This window comes from Caulobacter sp. GW821-FHT10F06, assembly GCF_058809215.1.
Map to the genome: position 1 here is coordinate 507,603 of NZ_JBXASK010000003.1, position 17,310 is coordinate 524,912.

At 69.8% G+C, this 17,310-nt stretch carries 12 protein-coding genes; 4 read left to right on the forward strand and 8 right to left on the reverse strand.

Annotated elements, in window-relative coordinates; translation table 11 throughout:
• Window positions 1-11: 11 nt before the first annotated feature.
• Window positions 12-893, forward strand: a complete 882-nt coding sequence (gene phhA, locus AC1RUS_RS08690) for a phenylalanine 4-monooxygenase (RefSeq protein WP_492915026.1) — start codon at window positions 12-14, stop codon at window positions 891-893.
• Here phhA and AC1RUS_RS08695 read toward each other — a convergent pair.
• Window positions 851-2,062, reverse strand: coding sequence for an acyltransferase family protein (locus tag AC1RUS_RS08695; RefSeq protein WP_492915028.1), 1,212 nt, complete (start codon window positions 2,060-2,062; stop codon window positions 851-853). The two genes, phhA and AC1RUS_RS08695, sit on opposite strands and share 43 nt — an antisense overlap.
• Here AC1RUS_RS08695 and AC1RUS_RS08700 point away from each other — a divergent pair.
• Window positions 2,061-2,996 carry a LytTR family DNA-binding domain-containing protein gene (locus AC1RUS_RS08700; RefSeq protein WP_492915030.1) on the forward strand — a complete coding sequence of 312 codons (936 nt, stop codon included), beginning with the start codon at window positions 2,061-2,063 and terminating at the stop codon, window positions 2,994-2,996. The genes AC1RUS_RS08695 and AC1RUS_RS08700 overlap by 2 nt on opposite strands.
• Here the strand turns inward: AC1RUS_RS08700 and AC1RUS_RS08705 are convergent.
• From AC1RUS_RS08705 to AC1RUS_RS08735, 7 genes are all read right to left on the reverse strand, one after another.
• A complete protein-coding gene (locus tag AC1RUS_RS08705) occupies window positions 2,993-3,508 on the reverse strand; it encodes a GNAT family N-acetyltransferase (RefSeq protein WP_492915032.1) in 516 nt (171 codons plus the stop codon). The genes AC1RUS_RS08700 and AC1RUS_RS08705 overlap by 4 nt on opposite strands.
• Window positions 3,505-4,845 (reverse strand): N-succinylarginine dihydrolase, encoded by a 1,341-nt coding sequence (gene astB, locus AC1RUS_RS08710; RefSeq protein ID WP_492915034.1) that lies wholly within the window; start codon window positions 4,843-4,845, stop codon window positions 3,505-3,507. Before astB ends, AC1RUS_RS08705 begins: the two co-directional genes overlap by 4 nt.
• Window positions 4,842-6,296 (reverse strand): succinylglutamate-semialdehyde dehydrogenase, encoded by a 1,455-nt coding sequence (gene astD / locus AC1RUS_RS08715; RefSeq protein WP_492915036.1) that lies wholly within the window; start codon window positions 6,294-6,296, stop codon window positions 4,842-4,844. Before astD ends, astB begins: the two co-directional genes overlap by 4 nt.
• Window positions 6,293-7,297, reverse strand: coding sequence for an arginine N-succinyltransferase (locus AC1RUS_RS08720; RefSeq protein ID WP_492915039.1), 1,005 nt, complete (start codon window positions 7,295-7,297; stop codon window positions 6,293-6,295). Before AC1RUS_RS08720 ends, astD begins: the two co-directional genes overlap by 4 nt.
• Window positions 7,297-8,541, reverse strand: coding sequence for a hydrolase (locus tag AC1RUS_RS08725; protein ID WP_492915306.1), 1,245 nt, complete (start codon window positions 8,539-8,541; stop codon window positions 7,297-7,299). The genes AC1RUS_RS08720 and AC1RUS_RS08725 overlap by 1 nt, the downstream gene beginning before the upstream one ends.
• 102 nt (window positions 8,542-8,643) lie before the next feature.
• Window positions 8,644-12,813 carry a translocation/assembly module TamB domain-containing protein gene (locus AC1RUS_RS08730; protein WP_492915041.1) on the reverse strand — a complete coding sequence of 1,390 codons (4,170 nt, stop codon included), beginning with the start codon at window positions 12,811-12,813 and terminating at the stop codon, window positions 8,644-8,646.
• Window positions 12,810-14,591 (reverse strand): autotransporter assembly complex protein TamA, encoded by a 1,782-nt coding sequence (locus AC1RUS_RS08735; RefSeq protein WP_492915043.1) that lies wholly within the window; start codon window positions 14,589-14,591, stop codon window positions 12,810-12,812. The genes AC1RUS_RS08730 and AC1RUS_RS08735 overlap by 4 nt, the downstream gene beginning before the upstream one ends.
• Window positions 14,592-14,891: 300 nt before the next feature.
• Here AC1RUS_RS08735 and AC1RUS_RS08740 point away from each other — a divergent pair, with 300 nt between their 5' ends.
• The gene (locus AC1RUS_RS08740; RefSeq protein ID WP_492915308.1) at window positions 14,892-16,373 is read left to right on the forward strand and encodes a circularly permuted type 2 ATP-grasp protein; all 1,482 of its coding nucleotides are present in this window, start codon (window positions 14,892-14,894) and stop codon (window positions 16,371-16,373) included.
• Window positions 16,370-17,308 carry an alpha-E domain-containing protein gene (locus AC1RUS_RS08745; protein ID WP_492915045.1) on the forward strand — a complete coding sequence of 313 codons (939 nt, stop codon included), beginning with the start codon at window positions 16,370-16,372 and terminating at the stop codon, window positions 17,306-17,308. Before AC1RUS_RS08740 ends, AC1RUS_RS08745 begins: the two co-directional genes overlap by 4 nt.
• The last annotated feature ends 2 nt before the right edge of the window (window positions 17,309-17,310 follow it).

Sequence of the window (17,310 nt, forward strand, 5' to 3'; positions counted from 1 at the left end):
AGCGTCGTCGCATGAGCGCTGACGGTTTTTCCTCCTCGCCGCCACCCGGAGCCCGGGCGGACTGGACCATCGACCAGGGCTGGGACGCCTATGCCCAAGCCGAGCACGACGTCTGGATCACGCTCTACGAACGCCAGACGGCCATGCTGCCGGGCCGGGCCTGCGACGCCTTCCTGCGCGGCCTGGACGCGCTGGACCTGCACCGCTCGGGCATTCCCGACTTCAACCGCATCAATGAGGAGCTTCGCCGCCTGACCGGCTGGAGCGTGGTGGCCGTGCCGGGCCTGGTGCCCGACGACGTCTTCTTCGACCACCTGGCCAATCGCCGCTTCCCGGCCGGCCAGTTCATCCGCAAGCCCGACGAGCTGGACTACCTGCAGGAGCCCGACGTCTTCCACGACGTCTTCGGCCACGTGCCGATGCTGACCGATCCGGTGTTCGCCGACTACATGCAGGCCTATGGCCGAGGCGGCCAGCGCGCCCTGGGCCTCGGCCATCTGGCCAACCTGGCGCGGCTCTACTGGTACACGGTCGAGTTCGGCCTGATGAACACGCCCGAGGGCCTGCGGATCTACGGCGCGGGCATCGTCTCGTCGCGGGCCGAGTCGATCTTCGCCCTCGACGATCCCTCCCCCAACCGCCTCGGCTTCGACCTGGAGCGGGTGATGCGCACGCCCTATCGGATCGACGACTTCCAGCAGGCCTATTTCGTCATCGACTCGATCCGCACGCTGCAGGAGGTCACCCTCCAGGACTTCGCGCCGATCTACGATCGCCTCGAGGTCGCCAGCGACATCGGCATCGCCGAGATCCTGCCCGGCGACACCGTGTTCACGCGCGGGACCCAGGCCTATGCCAGGACCGGCGGCCGGCTGCCGTCGGCCCGCGGCTGAGACTTCAGCCCGAACAGCCAGCACACCACCGGGATGCGCCGGGCGATCTCGTAGGTCGCGAAACAGCCCGCGAAGGTGGCGACGATCAGGATCGTGGCCTCCAGCGCCTGCGGCAGGCCCAGCTTGGCCAGGTGATGGGCCATGACCACGATCAAGGTCTGGTGGATCAGGTAGAACGGGAAGACCCCGATGGTCAGGTAGCGCAGCGCCGGCCCGCCCCGGTTCAGATGCTTGGCCCCGAAGCCCAGGATGGCGACGATGGCGCACCAGGTGTCGGTGGCGAACACGAAGCGCATCACCATCCGCAGCGACTCCGGCGGGTTGGCGTCGTCGGCGCGATAGACCCAGACATAGCTGGCCCAACCGGCCCAGGCCGCGACGGCCAGCGCCAGGGCCGGCCAGCGTACGGCGGTCAGGCGCTGGCGCAGAACCTCGGACTTGGCCAGGCCAAAGCCCAGCAGAAAGGCGCTACCCGACACGGCGTGGACATAATGGTCGCCGACCAGGGCATGGGTCTCGCCAAAGCGGCTGTAGAGCAAGGCCCTCATCGCGCCCAGGAACAGGATCGGCCAGGCGAAAAGGCCCACGCCCTTCAGAGCTTGCTCGGCGCCGCGCTGGATGTGCTCGCCCGCCTTGCGCCAGACCAGCAGGATCAGGGCCAGGACCAGGGTGTAGAACAGCAGATAGGCCACGAACCACATGTGGTTCCAGGTCGGGGTGGTCAGGCAGCCGTCGGCGTCGCACCAATGGCCCGAGGCCGTGACGTACTTCACCCAGAAGGCGGGATAGGCGTCGACGACGATGCTGGGCGTCGCGACGGCGGCCTCGACGATCTCGTAGTAGGACTGCGGCGGCACGATCACGAACATCGCGAACAGCAGCGGCGGCAGGAGCCGCGCGATCCGCGCGCCGGTGAATTTGCCGACCGTGCTCTTGTCGACCAAGAACCGGGTGGCCGCGCCGGACACCAGGAACAGCAGAGTCAGGCGCCAGGGATTGGTCAGCAGCATGAACGGCATGACGCCATCCACGGGATGCGCCGTCTTCACGTGCCAGTCCCAGGGCACGTAGAACATGCCGACGTGATACAGGATCAGCAGGAAGAACGCGCCGACCCGAATCCAGTCGAGGTCGTAGCGGCGGTCAGGGGATAAGACGTTCGTGGTCATGGATAAGCGTCCGACAAGAAGCGATGTGTCGGTGGTGACCCAGGCCAATCCCGTCGGCCAAGAGCCTCGGGATCAGCGGCGCGCGGCTGGGACGAGCGGAAATGATCCAGGGACGAGCGGCGCGGTTTTCGGGCTGAACGGCGAAGAGCGCCTCTGGCTGCTGCGAGCCTGGCTGCTGGGGCTATGCCTGATCGGCAGCATCTGCGTCGTCAACGTGCTGACCATCCAACACGACATGCCCAGCCATGGCGTGCTGCCGCCGATCATCTGGGAGGGCACCAGCGCTCTGGTCACTTTCGTTATCTTCCTGATCCCCGCCGTCATGGCGATCTGGATGGTGCGGAACCGGCCACGGTGGTGGATCGCCCTTCCCGCCCACCTGGCCACGGCCTTCGTCTATTCGGTGCTGCACGTCGGCGGCTTCCTGGCGCTGCGCAAGCTGGCCTATGCCGTCCTCTTCCACGAGCCCTATGACTACGGTCCGCTGTCCAGCGAATTTCCCTACGAATTCCGCAAGGACCTGATGGCCTACGGCCTGGCGTCGATCATCTTCTACCTGGCCCTGCGCCGTAGCGCCCAGCCCGCCCCGGCGGCCCTGGCCCCAGCCCCGCCCGCCACCTTCGACATCCAGGACGGCGCGCGCCTGACCCGGGTGCCCGTCGCCGAGATCCTGGCGGTAACGGCGGCCGGCAACTATGCCGAGTTCGTGCTGGCCGATGGCCGCAAGCTGCTGATGCGCTCGTCGATGGCGGCGCTGGAGGCCGATCTGGCCCCGCTGGGCTTGGTGCGCACCCACCGCTCCTGGCTGGTCAACACCGGACGGGTGACCGGCCTGAAGCCCGAGGGCTCGGGCGACTACACCGTCGCGCTGGGAGATCTGGAAGCGCCGGTCTCGCGCCGTTTTCCGCAAGCCCTGGCGGCGCTGCGCGGCTAGAGCCGAAGCGCCATGGGGATGTCGTCCTCGACCGTCCCGTCAGGCAGGCGCACGCGCCCGACAAAGCGCCCCTCGGCCTTGAAACCCAGACGCTCGTAGAGGCTGATCGCGCCGACGTTTCCCGAGCGGGCGACCAGTTCGATGCGTTCGATCTTCGGGCTCAGCAGGCGGGCGTTGGCGATCAGCCCCTTGAACAACGCCGAGCCGACGCCCTTGCCCTGCCAGTCGGGATCCACCGCCACGGTCAGGTCGGTCAGCACATGCGCGAACTGGGCCGGGTCCATATGGAAGACGTGGATCTCGCCGGCCGCCTGCCCCTCCGGCGTCCAGGCGATCAGGCCAAGGCCCCGCGTGTCGGCCTTGGCCAGGAAGCCCTCGACATAGGCGGGCGTGATCTCGTCGGGCGTTCGCGCCAGACCGCCCTCGCCCGCCGCCGCGGCCTTGTAGAGCGCCAGCACCGCGTCGCGATCCTCGGGCCGCGACCTTTCGAGCATGTAGGCGGGCGACGTCATGCGGACCTCTGGAACGGATAGAAATCGCCGCCAAGGTCGAGGATGGCGGTCAGCTCGTCCAGCGCCTCCCGGCTTTCGGTCAGCAGGGCTGGATCGGCCAGATCGGCGGGCGCCAGACGGTCGCGATAGCGCCGCGTGACCCAGTCGGCCAGGCGCGCGTGCAGGGCCGCATCGAACCGCTGGGCGGGGTTGGTCGCGGCCAGTTCGTCCGGCGTCAGCACAACCCGCAGGCGCAGGCAGGCCGGGCCGCCGCCGTTGCGCATGCTCTGGCGGACGTCGACATAGTCGACCCGGCCGACGGGGCCATTGGACGACGCCAGGCTTTCGGCCACCGCATGAGCGCGCGGATTGTCTCGCGTCTCGGCGGGCGCCAACAGCACAAGCCGGTCCTCGCCGGGCACGACGAGAAGCTGCGAATTGAACAGATAGCTGGCCACCAGATCGGCCATCGGCAGGTCGGCTTCCGAGACCTCTACGAAGGCCGGTTCGAACAGGCCTTCGGCCGCTTGGCGGACCTCGGCCTCCATCGCATCGCGATCCTCGAAAGCGCGCTCGTGGAAGAACAGGCACTCGCGCGTGCCCACGCAGACGACGTCGTTGTGGAACGCCCCGCCGTTGATCGCCGCCCGGCCCTGGCGCGGGAACAACGCGCGGGCGGCGCCGTGGCGACGCTCGACGGCCTCGAAGGCTTCGCGGGTCTGGCGGGCCGGAAAGCGGCCGTCCCAGTGCTCCCAGGCCTCGCGGCCCCAGACGAACAGGTTGACGCCCGGCGCGCCGTGCTCGGCGCACAGCCGCACATGATTGGCCGCGCCCTCGTCGGCGAAGTGCGGTTGGGCCGGCAGCGGGTCGTGGACGGCGAACCGGGCTTTGTCCGGAAATAGCCGACGCAGGCTCCGCGTGGTCTGCGGGCCCTCGAGGCTACGATGCAGGTTGGTCAGCAGATTGGCGGGCGTGAAGTGGGCCCGGCCGTCGGCCGCGTCCGCGCTGGGCGTTACCGTGGCGGCGTTGGCGGCCCACATCGGCGAGGCCGAGCAGGCGGCGGCGGCCAGGGCCGGCGCGTCCTTCCAGGCCCGTTCGATCACCGCCTCATCCGAGCCCGAAAAGCCGAGCGACTTCAGAAGGCTTACGGCCGGACGCTCATGTGGCGCCAGCACGAACTGCGGGATGCCCCAGTCGGCCAGCTGACGCATCTTGGTAAGGCCCTCCAGCGCCGCGCCGCGCGGGTTGGACACCTCGCCGGCGTTCTTCTGGCTGGCCAGGTTGCCCGGCGACAGGCCGACATAGGAATGGGTCGGCCCGACCAGACCGTCGCAATTGGCCTCGACCGCCGAGATCATGACCGCAAACCCTTGATATCGCTCAAGGTGTCGAGCACCGCGTCAGCCTCGAAACTGGCCACTGGATAGGCGCAATAGTCGGCCGCGTAGTAAGCGCTGGGGCGGTGGTTGCCCGACGCGCCCAGGCCGCCGAACGGCATCGATCCGGCCGCCCCCGTGGTCGGCCGGTTCCAGTTCACGACGCCGGCGCGGATGCGGTTCAGGAAGGTCCGCCAGTGCTCGGGCGCATTGGAGATCAGCCCCGCCGACAGGCCGTAGCGGGTGGCGTTGGCGGCGGCGATCGCTTCGTCGAAGCTGCCCACCCGGCGCACCTGCAGCAGCGGCGCGAACAACTCCTCGTCGGCGACGTCGACGCCGGTGACGTCGACAAAGCCGGGCGAGACGAAAGCCTCGCTCAAACCGTCGATGGCTCCCAAAGACCGAATGCGTTCCCCGCCCAGCGCCTCGGCGCCGGCCTTGGCCAGAGCAGCGGCGCGGGCCGAGATCAGCGGCCCCATGAAAGGCTCGCTGGGACCATTCCAAGGACCCGCCGTCAAGCGATCCGACAGGGCCGCCACCGCCTCGATCACCGCCCGGCCCGCCGCATCGTCCGAGACGATCAGCCGCCGCGCGCACGAGCAGCGCTGGCCCGTGGTGATGAAGGCCGACTGTACGACCAGGGCGGCGGCCGCCTCCGCGTCGCCCGCGTCCCAGACCACGAGCGGATTGTTGCCGCCCAGCTCCAGGGCCAGGATCACGTCGGGCTTGTCCGCGAAGTGGCGGCGGAAGAAGGCGCCGGCCGCCGCCGAGCCGGTGAACAACAGGCCGTTGATCTCTTCGTTGATCAGCGCCTGCCCTGTCTCGCGGCCGCCCTGGACCAGGTTGATGACGCCGGCCGGAACGCCAGCGGCTTCAAGGGCTTCGACCAGCATCTGACCGGCCAGCGGCGTCTCTTCCGACGGCTTGAAGACCACGGTGTCGCCGGCCAGCAAGGCCGGCACGATGTGGCCGTTGGGCAGGTGGCCCGGGAAGTTGAACGGGCCCAGCACGGCCATCACGCCATGGGCGCGGTGGCGCAGCACCGCTCTGCCGAACGGCATGGCGTTCTCGATCCCGCCGGTGCGCTCGTCATAGGCCTTGATGGAGAGATCGACCTTGCCCGCCATCGAGCCCAGCTCGGCCTTGGTCTCCCACAGCGCCTTGCCGGTCTCGCGGCTCAGGGCCTCGGCGAAGACCGGCGTGCGCTCGATCAGGATCTCCTTGTAGCGGCGCAGGACCGCGATCCGCGCCTCGCGCGGCTGGTCGGCCCAGGCCGGGAACGCCGCCCGCGCGGCGGCGACGGCGGCGGCGACGTCGGCCTGAGACGCGGTCGCCTCGCGCCAGATCGTCTCGTCCGTGGTCGGGTCGATCGAGATTGCCTCGCCGCTCTGGCCCGAACGCCAGACGCCGTCGATGAACACGCCGCCGCTCATGCCTTCACCCGCACCATGTCGCCCTCGGAAAGCCTCAAGGCCTCGACCGCGTCGCGGCTGAGGAGCGCCGTCTCGCCGTCGATCAGCACCGGCGCCCGCACGGCCCGGAACGCGCCGATCGCGCCGGTCGAGATCAGCGCCTCCTCGCCAAAGGCGTCCTCGCCGATCTTCACGCGCAGCCGCCGCGCCTCGCGGACCGTCTTGATGTCGTCGCGTCGCGCCGCGACCGTCGGGCCCGCGTCGAAGATGTCGATCAGGCCCTGGTAGCGGAAGCCTTCGGCCTCCAGCATGGCCCGCGCCGCCTCGCCCTCGCGGTGCACGCGGCCCAGCACGTCGCGCGCCTCCTTGGGCAGCAGCTCGGCATAGATCGGATGGCGGGGCGCCAGGTCGAGAATGAATTGGCCGTCTGTAGAAGCGCTCATCATGTCGGCCTCGTCGAAGCCCAGGCGGAAGAACTTGTTGGCCACGTGGTCCCAGAACGGACAGCCGCCGTCCTCGTCAAACCAGCCGCGCAGCTCGGCCAGCACCATCTCGGCGAAGCGCTGCGGCTCAAGCCCGATCAGCATGTAGCGCGACTGAGCCAGCAAGCGCCCCGCCCCGCCCTTGCGGCGCTCGGGCCGCAGGAACAGCGAGCCGACCTCCGACCAGCCGGCGCATTCGTTGACCAGCACCAGGGCCCGGTGATCGAAGCGCTTGTCCAGCGTCGGCGACGACTGCGCCAAGGTCACGACCCGGAACGAAAAGTGCGGACGCTTCAGGCCCACGCCCGCCTTGACCCCGGCCACGCCGATGACGTCGCCGGCCTCCAGGTCCTCCAGCATCAGGGTGTACCAGGCCTCGGGCGCGGCGACCTCGGCCTGGAAGCTGGCCTCCGACAGGGCCAAGCGCGAGCGCAGGGTCGGCTCGTCCTCGGGCAGGCTGGTGAAGCCCCGGCCCGACAGCACGGCCAGCTCCATCAGGGCGTCGAAGTCGGACGGACCGGCCGGGCGTACAACCAACATCAAGCGGTCTCCATGGCGGCTCGGATTGATCTGCCGTCGATCTCGCCGCTGGCCAGTTTCATCAGGATCAGGGCCGACAGCTGCGCGCGCTCGACGAAGCTTTCGGGAAAGGCGTGCTCGGCCTCGCTGTGGATGTCGCCGCCGCGCACCCCCAGGGTGTCGACGTTCGGAAGACCGGACGCGAACAGGTTGTTGCCCTCGCAGACACCGCCGGAAGGCTTCCAGCCGATGTCCTGCCCCAGCAGCGCGCCGGCTTCCCTCACCGCCCCGAACAGCCGCTGCTGGGCGGCGTTGAACGGCTTGGCGCCGCGGGTGATCAGGCCGTGCAGATGCACATACAGGCCCTCGCGCGGCTCGGCCAGGATGCGCGCCACCTGCGCCTCGAACCAGGCGGCGGCCGCCGCGTCCGGGAAGCGCACGTTGAAGCGCGCGATGGCGACGTCGGGCACCATGTTCAGCGGCGAGCCGCCGTCGATGCGGGCGACATTGACCGTGACCCCGTCGCGCTGGCCGTTCAGGCCGTGCAGCGCCTCGGCGATCCGCGCCGCGCCGATCACCGCGTTGCGGCCGGCGGCGAAGTCGCGGCCGGCATGGGCCGCTTTGCCGTGCACGACGATGTGGAAATTGCCCGAACCCTTGCGCGCCGAGGCCAGGGAGCCATCGGCCAGGGCTGGTTCATAGGTCAGGCCCACATGGCCCAGCCGCGCGAAGTCGGCCAGGATCGGGGCCGAGGCGATCGAACCGATCTCCTCGTCGGGCGACAGCAGAACACGGTAGCCGACCTGGGCCGCCTCGGGATGGCGTTCGAAGGCTTGCAACGCCGCCAGCATCACGCTGATCCCGCCCTTCATGTCGGCGATTCCCGGACCGTGCAGCGCGCCGTCCGCGCGCGTGGTCACCGTCTGGAACAGGCTGGCCTCGGGATAGACGGTGTCGTAGTGGCCGGTCAGCACCACCTGCACCGGCGCCTCGGGGCGCACGACCACGGCGATGGCGGGGGTATGGGCCTGCTCGCCGATCCGGCCGTCGGGACCGACCTCCTCGGAGGCGGCCAGCGGGATCTCCATCGGCGCGGCCGGCAGCACCGAAACGGCGTCCAGCAGGACCTGCCGCTGACGCTCCAGGCCGGCCAAGTGGCGACTGCCGGAATTGATCGCGCACCAGGCCACGGCGCGGTCGACGATCCGTCCGCCGTCGGAGGCTATGGCCTCCAGGACAGCGCGATCCTCGTCTTCGAGTCGCATGGACATGCCGTTCCTCCCTCAGTCACGATAAACCAAGGGCCGCGGGTAAAACGTGCTTACCTCGACGGAGGTAACCGGGCGCCCGCGCAACAGCCTTCCCTTTTAGTAGTCCTTTCTCCAGCGGACGGAAAGCTTGGCGTCACCCGCGCCGCCAATCCGCGAGACCAGCGACAGGGTCCGGCGAATCCGCCACTCGACCTGGGCCTCGGGGCCTTCGCGACCGCCGCCGATGATCTCCAGATAGACGTCGTCGGTGACGTACTTGCCGCCCGCCACCGTCATGCCGGTGGTGGTCTCGGCGAAGGCCAGGCGGTCCAGGCGGGCCAGGCTGCGCAGGTTGCCGATCACGTCAAAGCCGCCGCCGCCGGCCAGGGCCGCCAGGGCCGAGGCCAGCTGGGCCGCCTCGATCGGCGACAGTTGCGCCGCCGAGGTCCCGAACAGCACCTGGCTGAGCACCTCGTCGCTGGGCAGCTCGGGGGTCGAGGTCAGGGTGATCTCCGGCTTGGCGGCCGTGCCCTGGATCTTCACGACGGCCGTCAGGTTGGTGTCCTGTCGCGTGGCGCTGAGGTTCAGCCGGATGCGGTCCAGCTGGGTCGACAGGGTGACCACGCCATTGTCGTCGAACTCGAACCGCTTGCCGGCGAAGTCGTATTCGCCGCGCACCACCCGGGCCGTGCCGGTCAGGTCGGGCGCGAACGAGGTGCCGCCGACATGGGCGTTCAGCGACAGCTCGACATCCAGCCCCCTGCCCCTCACGAACACCCGGCGCGGCGCCTTCAGGTCGATGTCCAGCGCGACGCCGCCGCCGGGGCTGACCCGACGCGGCTGCACGCCCTGGTCCAGGTCTGCGGGCCGGTTGCGCTCGACGACGTCCATGCTGACCACGCCGGCGGGGGTCTTGGACTGGGCCGAGACGTCGGCGCGGTCGATGGTCAGGGCCCCGCTGATCTTCACCTTGCCCTCGGCCGAGCGGTTGATCGTCGCCTGACCGGTCGCCGAGGCGCTGGCCAGGTCGTTGTCGATAAGTTGGAAGCCCTTGAGGTCCATGCGGAAACTGCTGACGCCGTCGCGGTTCAGGCTGATGCGGCCGGCGCCGCTCATCGAGCCGCCGCGACCGTCCTCGGCCGAGGCCTGGCTGACGTCGATGGCGTTGTCGGCCAGGGCCATGCGCAGCGTGATGTTGCGCAGGCGCAGACCCGTCTGGCCTTCCTCGAAACCGCCGCCGTCCAGGGCGGCGCGGCCGACCACGCGGGGGTCGGCCAGGGTGCCGGCCAGGGTGCCCTGGGCGTCGATCTTGCCCGACAGCGAGCGTTCGGGACCAAACAGCAGGTCCCACAGCGGCTTGATCTCGCCCTGGGCCAGGAAGGTCCCCTGCATCGGCAGGGTGCGCGAGATCGCCAGGTGCAGCGGCTTGGCGGACGCCTCGGTCGGCAGGGTCAGGCGCGCTTCCGACTTCAGGCCCTGCCGGTTGGCGCCGGTGGCGACCAGCGTCAGGATCCGGTCACGAAGATCGCCGCTGATCTGGGCGTCCAGCGACTGGTCGATCTTGGAGCCCCGCTCGCGGGCCCCGGTCAGCTTGGCGGCGAACTCGCCCAGCAGGGTCTCGCCCTGGCCGTGCAGATTGAAGGTTCCGTCGATGTCGCCGGCCAGGTCGGGGTCGAAGGCGGTCAGGCTCACGCCGGCCAGCCGGGCCTTCAGGCTGGCCGTCTCGCCGCCCAGGTCGGAGTCGACATCCACCTGCCCGTCGCCGACCAGCAGACGCAACCGCGCCAGGGTCGAGGGCCCGCCGAACCGGATGCTGGCGGTCTCGCGGGTCTTGACCTCGGTGCGGCCCATGCGGCCCGAGGCGTCGAGCGTCAGGCCGTAGTCGTTGGCCGTCTGGGCCAGGGCTCCGGAGCCAGCCAGCCGCCAGCGACCGCCGGGCGCGACGCCTTGGGCGTCGATGTTGAACGGCAGGTTGGCCAGCGCCCCGTCGGCCTTGATCCGCGCGGTGCGAACCTTCCAGGTTCCGCTGGCGATGTCCTCGGCGGTCAGGTCCAGGGTCGCCCGCGCGCCGCCCGGCGCGTCGACGATCCTGGCCGCGCCCGAGACCTTGCCCTGGGGCAGGAAGGCGCCGGGCCCGACCGCCAGGGTCAGGTCGGCCGAGGCCGGCCGGCCACCGCGCAGCGAAACGAAGCCCTTGGCCTGGGCCCCGCCGGCGTCGATGTCGAGATCGCTGAGGTCCAGGCCGCCCGACGCGAAACGGAACGCGCCCGCGCCCCGCGCGCGACCATAGGCGCTGTCGCCCTCCAGCCTGGCGACGCCGTCCGCGCCCTTGGCCGTGCGGGCGAAGGTCAGGGCCAGCTTGGCGTTGGTCAGGGGCAGCCTGGGCAGGTCGATGGAGTCAAAGGCGGCGGTCAGGTCGGCCTTGGGCGCCGACAGGGTCCCGGTGATCGCGCCGTCGCCCTTGGCCTTGCCGGTGACCTCGATCGGGCCGGCGCGGAAGGGGCCGGTGGCGTTCCAGTCGAGCTTGAAGCCCAGAGCGCCGCCTTGTTTCATCGCGCCCGAGGCGCGGACGCCGGCGTTGGCGCCGTCCAGCTTGGCGTCGGCGATCGACAGCACGCCGGCGTTCCAGGCTCCCTTGCCGGTCAGGCGCGGCGAAGCGCCCAGCAGGCGGTCGATCTCGGAGATCCCGGCCGCGAAACCCTCGCCCTTGACGTCATAGGTGAAGGCCCAGGGCTTGCCGTTGGAGCTGCTGGCCGACCAGCGCCCCGCCAGGCGGCCCCTGGCGCCGGGGCGAACCGGGCCGAGGCTGGCCACCTTGGCCTCGCCCTTGAAGCTGAGCCCGCCCAGGATGCCGCGCTCGCCTTCGCCGGTGACCACCAGGTTGGGCGCGGTGATCTTGGCCGAGCGGATCAGGAAGCGACCGCCCTTGACGCGCGCGCCTTCGAACTCGGCCTTGGGACTGGCGCCCAGCAGGGCCAGCACGCCGGTCCCGCCGCCGCCCTGGGCCGCCGCCGAGGCCTTGATGGTGAGCTCGCCGTTGGACCAGCGGACCATGGCCGGCCCCTTGGCGCGCGCCAGGCGATAGCCCAGCAGCGACAGGTTGGAGACGTCGGCGTCGCCCTCGACCGAGAAGCCGCCGGGCTCGAGGCGGAAGACGCCCGTGGCCAGCCCCTGGCCCATCTCGGGGATGGTCACGATCCGCGACAGCTTGCCGACGCGGGCGGTGAACGGCAGGCCGTCCGGCCCGGTCTGCTTCTTGCCGATGTCGGCCAGACCGCGCGCGTCCAGCACCAGGTTCTCGGCCCGCACCTGGGCGGTCAGGTCGTAGAGCGCGCCGGCCTTTCGGCCATTGATCGAGAACGCCGCCTCGGGCCCGAACATGTGGGCCAGGCGCTGGGTCAGGGTCGAGGCGCCCAGTTCGATCCGGCCCTTGGCCGAGCCGCCCTCGGGAGCCCAGGAGCCCGTGGCGTCCAGCGGGGTCTGGTTGCCAGTGCGGGCCACGACGCTGAACGCGCCCTTGCTCATCACCCCATCGGCGTGGGCCTTCAGGTCGAACGGCCGGTCAACGGGCAGGCCCAGGGCCCCAGCGATCGCCCCGCCATTGGCCTCTTGGGCGTCGGCGTTCAGCTTGAGGCTGTCGTTGCGGCCCAGGTCGAAGTCGAGATCGAGGTGGTCGCCCTGGTGGACGCGACTGGCGACGGCCAGCTTGCCCTTCTTGCCGCCCAACCTGGCCATCTCGAATGCGCCGGACACGTCGAAATCGCCTTCCTGGCCGCTGAAGGCCGGCCGAGTGATCAGCCGCAGGGCGAAGGCGTCGAGGTCGACCGAGACCGGCGCCGCGCCGGACTTGCCCTTAGGCGTCAGGGTGGGCCGGCGCAGCACGACCACGTCGTGGGCGTCGATCCGCTCGGCGTGGAAGCGACGGCCGAACAGCTCGGTGGGCCGCCAGGCCACGCGAACCTCGTGCGCTTCCAGCCAGACGCCCTTTTCGTCGATGATGGTCAGGCGGCGGACCGAGAAGTCCTTCCAGATGTCGCCCGACAGGCCCTCGATCTTCAGCCGTCCGATGCGGCCCAGCTTCAGGCCGCTGGCCCGCGCCTCCAGGAACATCCGGCCCTGCGGGGTGATCGGCGCATAGCGCAGGCCGCCGAAGAACACGGCCACGACGACCACGACGATCATCGAGACGATCATCAGCCAGCCGGGACCGCCGATCTTCTTGGCCACCTTGACCACCGTCTCGACGGCTTCGGCGGCGGGCTCGTGATGTTCCGGCGCGTCCGTCAAAAGCTCTGTCCGATACTCAGATAGATCTGGAAGGCCGGATCGCCCGAGCGCTTGCCCAGCGGCACGGCGATGTCGGCGCGGATCGGTCCAAAGCCCAGGTCGTAGCGGACGCCGAAGCCGGCCCCGACCCGGAAGTCCTCCTGCTTGGGCTTGCGCTCGGTCCCGATCGCGCCGGCGTCGATGAACGCCACCCCGCCCCACTTGCTGGTGAAGCGGTGGCGAACCTCCAGCGAGGTCTCGACCAACGAGACGCCGCCTTGGGGCGTGTTGTCCGCCAGGCGCGGGCCGATGGCCTGATAGGCGTAGCCGCGCACAGAACCGCCGCCGCCGGAGAAGAACCGGCGGGAGGCCGGCACCTCGGAGACCAGCGCTCCGAAGATCGCGCCGATCTTCAGCCGGCCGGCCAGCACCGTCGAAGCGTTCTCGCCGAACGGCAGATAGGCCGAGCCCTGCGCCTGGGTGCGCAGATAGGCCAGCGTCGTGTCGCCGGTGATCGCCGTCGGCTCAGCCCGCGCCTCCAGACGCCAGCCGCGCTTGGGGTCCAGGATGTTGTCCGACTGGTCCCAGGCGAAGGCGCCCAGGGTGGTCAGCGTCGCCAGGTTCAGGGTTTCCTTCACCGAGGTGGCGGCGTTGGCTTCAAGCTGCTCGGACTGCGACAGGTCCAGGGACACGCCCACGGTGCGGTAGGAGGTCGTCTGGCGGCGCTTGGTCAGGTTGGCGCTGATGGTGGCGCCGGTTTCGTCATAGGCGTCGGTTGTCTCGCGGAAGAGCGCGCCGTTCAGCTTCAGGGTCTGCTGCGGACGCCGCCAGTGCGGCAGGGCCAGCTCGGTCTCGAACCGCTGCTCCAGCTTGGCCAGCTTGGCGGTGTAGGTCGTGGTGTCGGCGCGGCGCAGACGGTTGTAGCGGATCCACCGCGCGTCGACGCCCGGGCCCTCGCTGGTGGAATAGCCCGCGCCAAGTTCGATCGTCCGCGAGGGTCGATCGGTCAGGTTGACGATCACCGGCCGCAGGCCGTCCGGGCGGATCTTGTCCTTCGGCGACAGCGAAACGGCGACCGAATCATAGACCGAGGTGTCGCGCAGCCGGCGCTCCAGCTCCGCCACGTCCTCAGGATCGTAGACGTCGCCCGATTTCCAGGGAGCCAGATGATAGATCCAGGCCGGGTTGCTGCGGCCCTTGGTGACCACCTCGACGCCGTCCAGCTTGGTCAGGTCGCCGGCCGAGATGTTGAAGGTGGGCCGCACCGTGTGATCGGCGTGGTCGACGATGACCTCGCGCGGCTCGGCGGCGACGTCGGCATAGCCCAGCTGCTGGACCTGGGCGATCACCCGGCCCTCGGCGCCCAGGATGTCGGCGGCGCGGCCCGGGTCGCCCGGGGTCAGGTGCATGGCGGCGGTGGCGCGCTGGGCCACGCCCTCGTCGGGGGCGACGCCCTTCCAGTCGATCCTGGGGTCGGCCAGCACGAAGACGGGTCCAGGCGTCACCCTGACCACGCCGCGCGGCGGATCGCCCTCGGTGATGTCGGGTTCGGCGGCATAGGCGTAGTAGCCCTCGGCCCTGAGCACCGCCACCACGTCCTCGGCGGCGTCGCGAGCGCGGCGGCGGGCCTCGGCGCGGCTCTGCGGCGGCGCCTTGGATTCGGACAGGACGCGCTGGATGGCCTCGCGCAGCGCCTTGTCTTCAACCCCGGTGATCGTCGCGGACGGCTCGTCGGCCAGCGCTTGCCCAGCGGTCAGCAGAGCCGCCGTCGCGATCCCAAGGGCCAATCGTCTACGCACCAAGCCGTACTTCCCCGCGCGGAGCGCCCCCGCACCCCCTGTAGTCGTCGCCCTCGCCGCTGTCACGGTCGGAAATGCAGCGGAAAGACGAAGGCCGCCGCTTCCCAGCCCGGATAAAAGGCGCCCAAATGATAAGCAGTCGTGCGCATCGACGCGGCGATGACGAAAATCGCCGACGCCGGACGTCGTGACGTTCTAGGGTTACCCCCGGCGCGTCTGACTCGACGGGGCCCAAGGCGAACAAGCGTGGACGAAGGCGTGGCGGCGAACATTCAAGATCTGGAAGCACCCACCCTGCCGATGACCGAGGCGGCCTACCTGCCCGGCATCGCCTATGACGAGATGTTCGCGCCCGGCGGCGAGGTGCGGTCGCACTACGATCCGCTGCACGCCCGGATGTCGACCCTGGGCGCGGCCGAACTGGCCGGACGCCAGCAGACGCTGGAGCGGTCGTTCCTGCTGCAGGGCATCACCTTCACTGTCTATGGCGGCGAGAGCACGACCGAGCGGATCATTCCGACCGACCTCTTCCCGCGCATCATCCCGGCCAACGAGTGGGCCAAGATCGAGGCCGGCCTGACCCAGCGCCTGCTGGCGCTGAACCTCTTCCTGTCCGACATCTATGGCGACCAGCGCATCCTGATGGACGGCGTCGTGCCGCGCGAGCTGGTGCTGGGCGCGCCGTCCTATCGCCGCGAGATGCAGCACCTCTATGTGCCGCACAAGGCCTACGCCAATGTCTGCGGCAGCGATCTGATTCGCTGCCAGGACGGCCAGTTCGCGGTGCTGGAGGACAACCTCCGCGTCCCGTCCGGCGTGTCGTACATGCTGGCCAATCGCGACGCGGCCAAGCGCACCTTCCCGGGCACCTATCGCGCCGCCGGCGTGCGTCCGGTCGAGCGCTATCCCGACCTGCTGCTGGCCACCCTCAAGAGCATGAGCCCCGAGTGGCGGCCCAATCCGCAGGTCGTGGTGCTGACGCCCGGCGTCTACAACTCGGCCTATTACGAGCACGCCTATCTGGCGCGCCTGATGGGCGTGCCGCTGGTTGAGGGCCGCGATCTCGTGGTCCACGACAACATGGTCTACATGCGCACCACCACCGGCCTGCGGCGGGTGGATGTGATCTATCGCCGGGTCGACGACGACTTCATCGACCCCCTCACCTTCCGCCGGGATTCGTCGCTGGGGGCCGCGGGCCTGTTCAACGCCTACCGCGCCGGCAATGTGGTGATGTGCAACGCGCCCGGCACCGGCGTCGCCGACGACAAGGCCGTCTACGCCTACGTCCCCGACATCATCAAATACTACCTCGGCGAAGACGCCATCCTGCCCAACATCGAGACCTTCCTGTGCCGCGAGCCGGCCCAGCTGAGCTACGTGCTGGCCAATCTGGACAAGCTGGTGGTCAAGGCCGTCGGCGCCTCCGGCGGCTACGGCATGCTGGTCGGTCCGCACGCCAGCCAGAAGGAGCGCGACGACTTCGCCGTGGCGATCAAGGCCGATCCGGGCAACTACATCGCCCAGCCGACTATCCAGCTGTCGACCGCGCCCTGCCTGGTGGACGGCCGCATCGAGCCGCGCCACGTCGACCTGCGTCCCTTCATCCTGTCGGGCGAGAAGACCATCGTCACCCCCGGCGCCCTGACCCGCGTGGCGCTCAAGCGCGGCTCGCTGGTGGTCAATTCCTCGCAAGGCGGCGGATCGAAGGACACCTGGGTGCTGGCCGAGGAAGGTCCCGCCAACGGCAATGGCCACGCCAACGGGAGCGCCCGCCCATGATGCTCGCTCGCGTCGCCGACAGCCTCTACTGGCTGGGCCGTTACATCGAACGCGCCGAACACCTGTCACGGCTGTCCAGCGTGATGCTGAACGCCACCCTGGACCAGACCGACAGCGGCGTTCAGGCGGTGTGGATCGCCCTCTCCGCCGTCGGCGAGCCGGAGATGAGCAACGCCATCGGCTCGTTCGAGGCCGCCGAGGCTCTGGTGCTGGATCGCTCCGATCCCAATTCGGTGGTCTCGTCCCTGGCTCGCGCCCGCGAGAACGCCCGCCAGGTGCGCGACCAGATCACCACCGAGACCTGGGAGCGGTTGAACCTGCTCTATCTCAAGGTCACCGACGTCAACGCCAAGCGCGAATTCGCCGACGGCTCGACCACCTTCCTGCACGACGTGATCGCCGACCTGCATCTCTTCAAGGGCGCGGCCGACACCACCATGAGCCACGGCGAGAGCTGGCGGTTCATGATGCTGGGCATGTACCTGGAACGCGCCCAGCTGGTCTCGCGCCTGCTGGAGGTGTGTTTCGCCGAGACCCCAGGCCGCAATATCGACGACCATGTCGCCCTGGTCAGCCTGCTGCGCATGGCCTGCGCCCTGGAGCCCTATCTGCGGGTCTACACCGCCGAGATCGAGCCCCGGCACATCCTGGAGTTCCTGGTCTTCGACGAGGACTTCCCGCGCTCGATCCGCTTCGCGACCTCGCAGATCGAGGCCAATCTCAGCGCGCTTGCCCGGCGCAACGAGGAGCGCGGCGGTCCCGAACGCATCGCCGGCCGCCTGAAGGCCCGGTTGGAGTTCGCCGACATCCACGAACTGGAAACGCAGGGCGCCGGCGCCCTGCTGACCACGGTCGTCAACGAGTGCGCCCGCATCCACGAAGCCATCTATGGAACCTTCGTGGCCTATCCGCTCGAAATGCGCCTGCCGGCCTAGGA

Coding starts and splice junctions, on each gene's coding strand:
- phhA (WP_492915026.1), top strand. CDS start 12: ATGAGCGCTGACGGTTTTTCCTCCTCGCCGCCACCCGGAGCCCGGGCG.
- AC1RUS_RS08700 (WP_492915030.1), top strand. CDS start 2,061: ATGGATAAGCGTCCGACAAGAAGCGATGTGTCGGTGGTGACCCAGGCC.
- AC1RUS_RS08695 (WP_492915028.1), bottom strand. CDS start 2,062: ATGACCACGAACGTCTTATCCCCTGACCGCCGCTACGACCTCGACTGG.
- AC1RUS_RS08705 (WP_492915032.1), bottom strand. CDS start 3,508: ATGACGTCGCCCGCCTACATGCTCGAAAGGTCGCGGCCCGAGGATCGC.
- astB (WP_492915034.1), bottom strand. CDS start 4,845: ATGATCTCGGCGGTCGAGGCCAATTGCGACGGTCTGGTCGGGCCGACC.
- astD (WP_492915036.1), bottom strand. CDS start 6,296: ATGAGCGGCGGCGTGTTCATCGACGGCGTCTGGCGTTCGGGCCAGAGC.
- AC1RUS_RS08720 (WP_492915039.1), bottom strand. CDS start 7,297: ATGTTGGTTGTACGCCCGGCCGGTCCGTCCGACTTCGACGCCCTGATG.
- AC1RUS_RS08725 (WP_492915306.1), bottom strand. CDS start 8,541: ATGCGACTCGAAGACGAGGATCGCGCTGTCCTGGAGGCCATAGCCTCC.
- AC1RUS_RS08740 (WP_492915308.1), top strand. CDS start 14,892: ATGACCGAGGCGGCCTACCTGCCCGGCATCGCCTATGACGAGATGTTC.
- AC1RUS_RS08745 (WP_492915045.1), top strand. CDS start 16,370: ATGATGCTCGCTCGCGTCGCCGACAGCCTCTACTGGCTGGGCCGTTAC.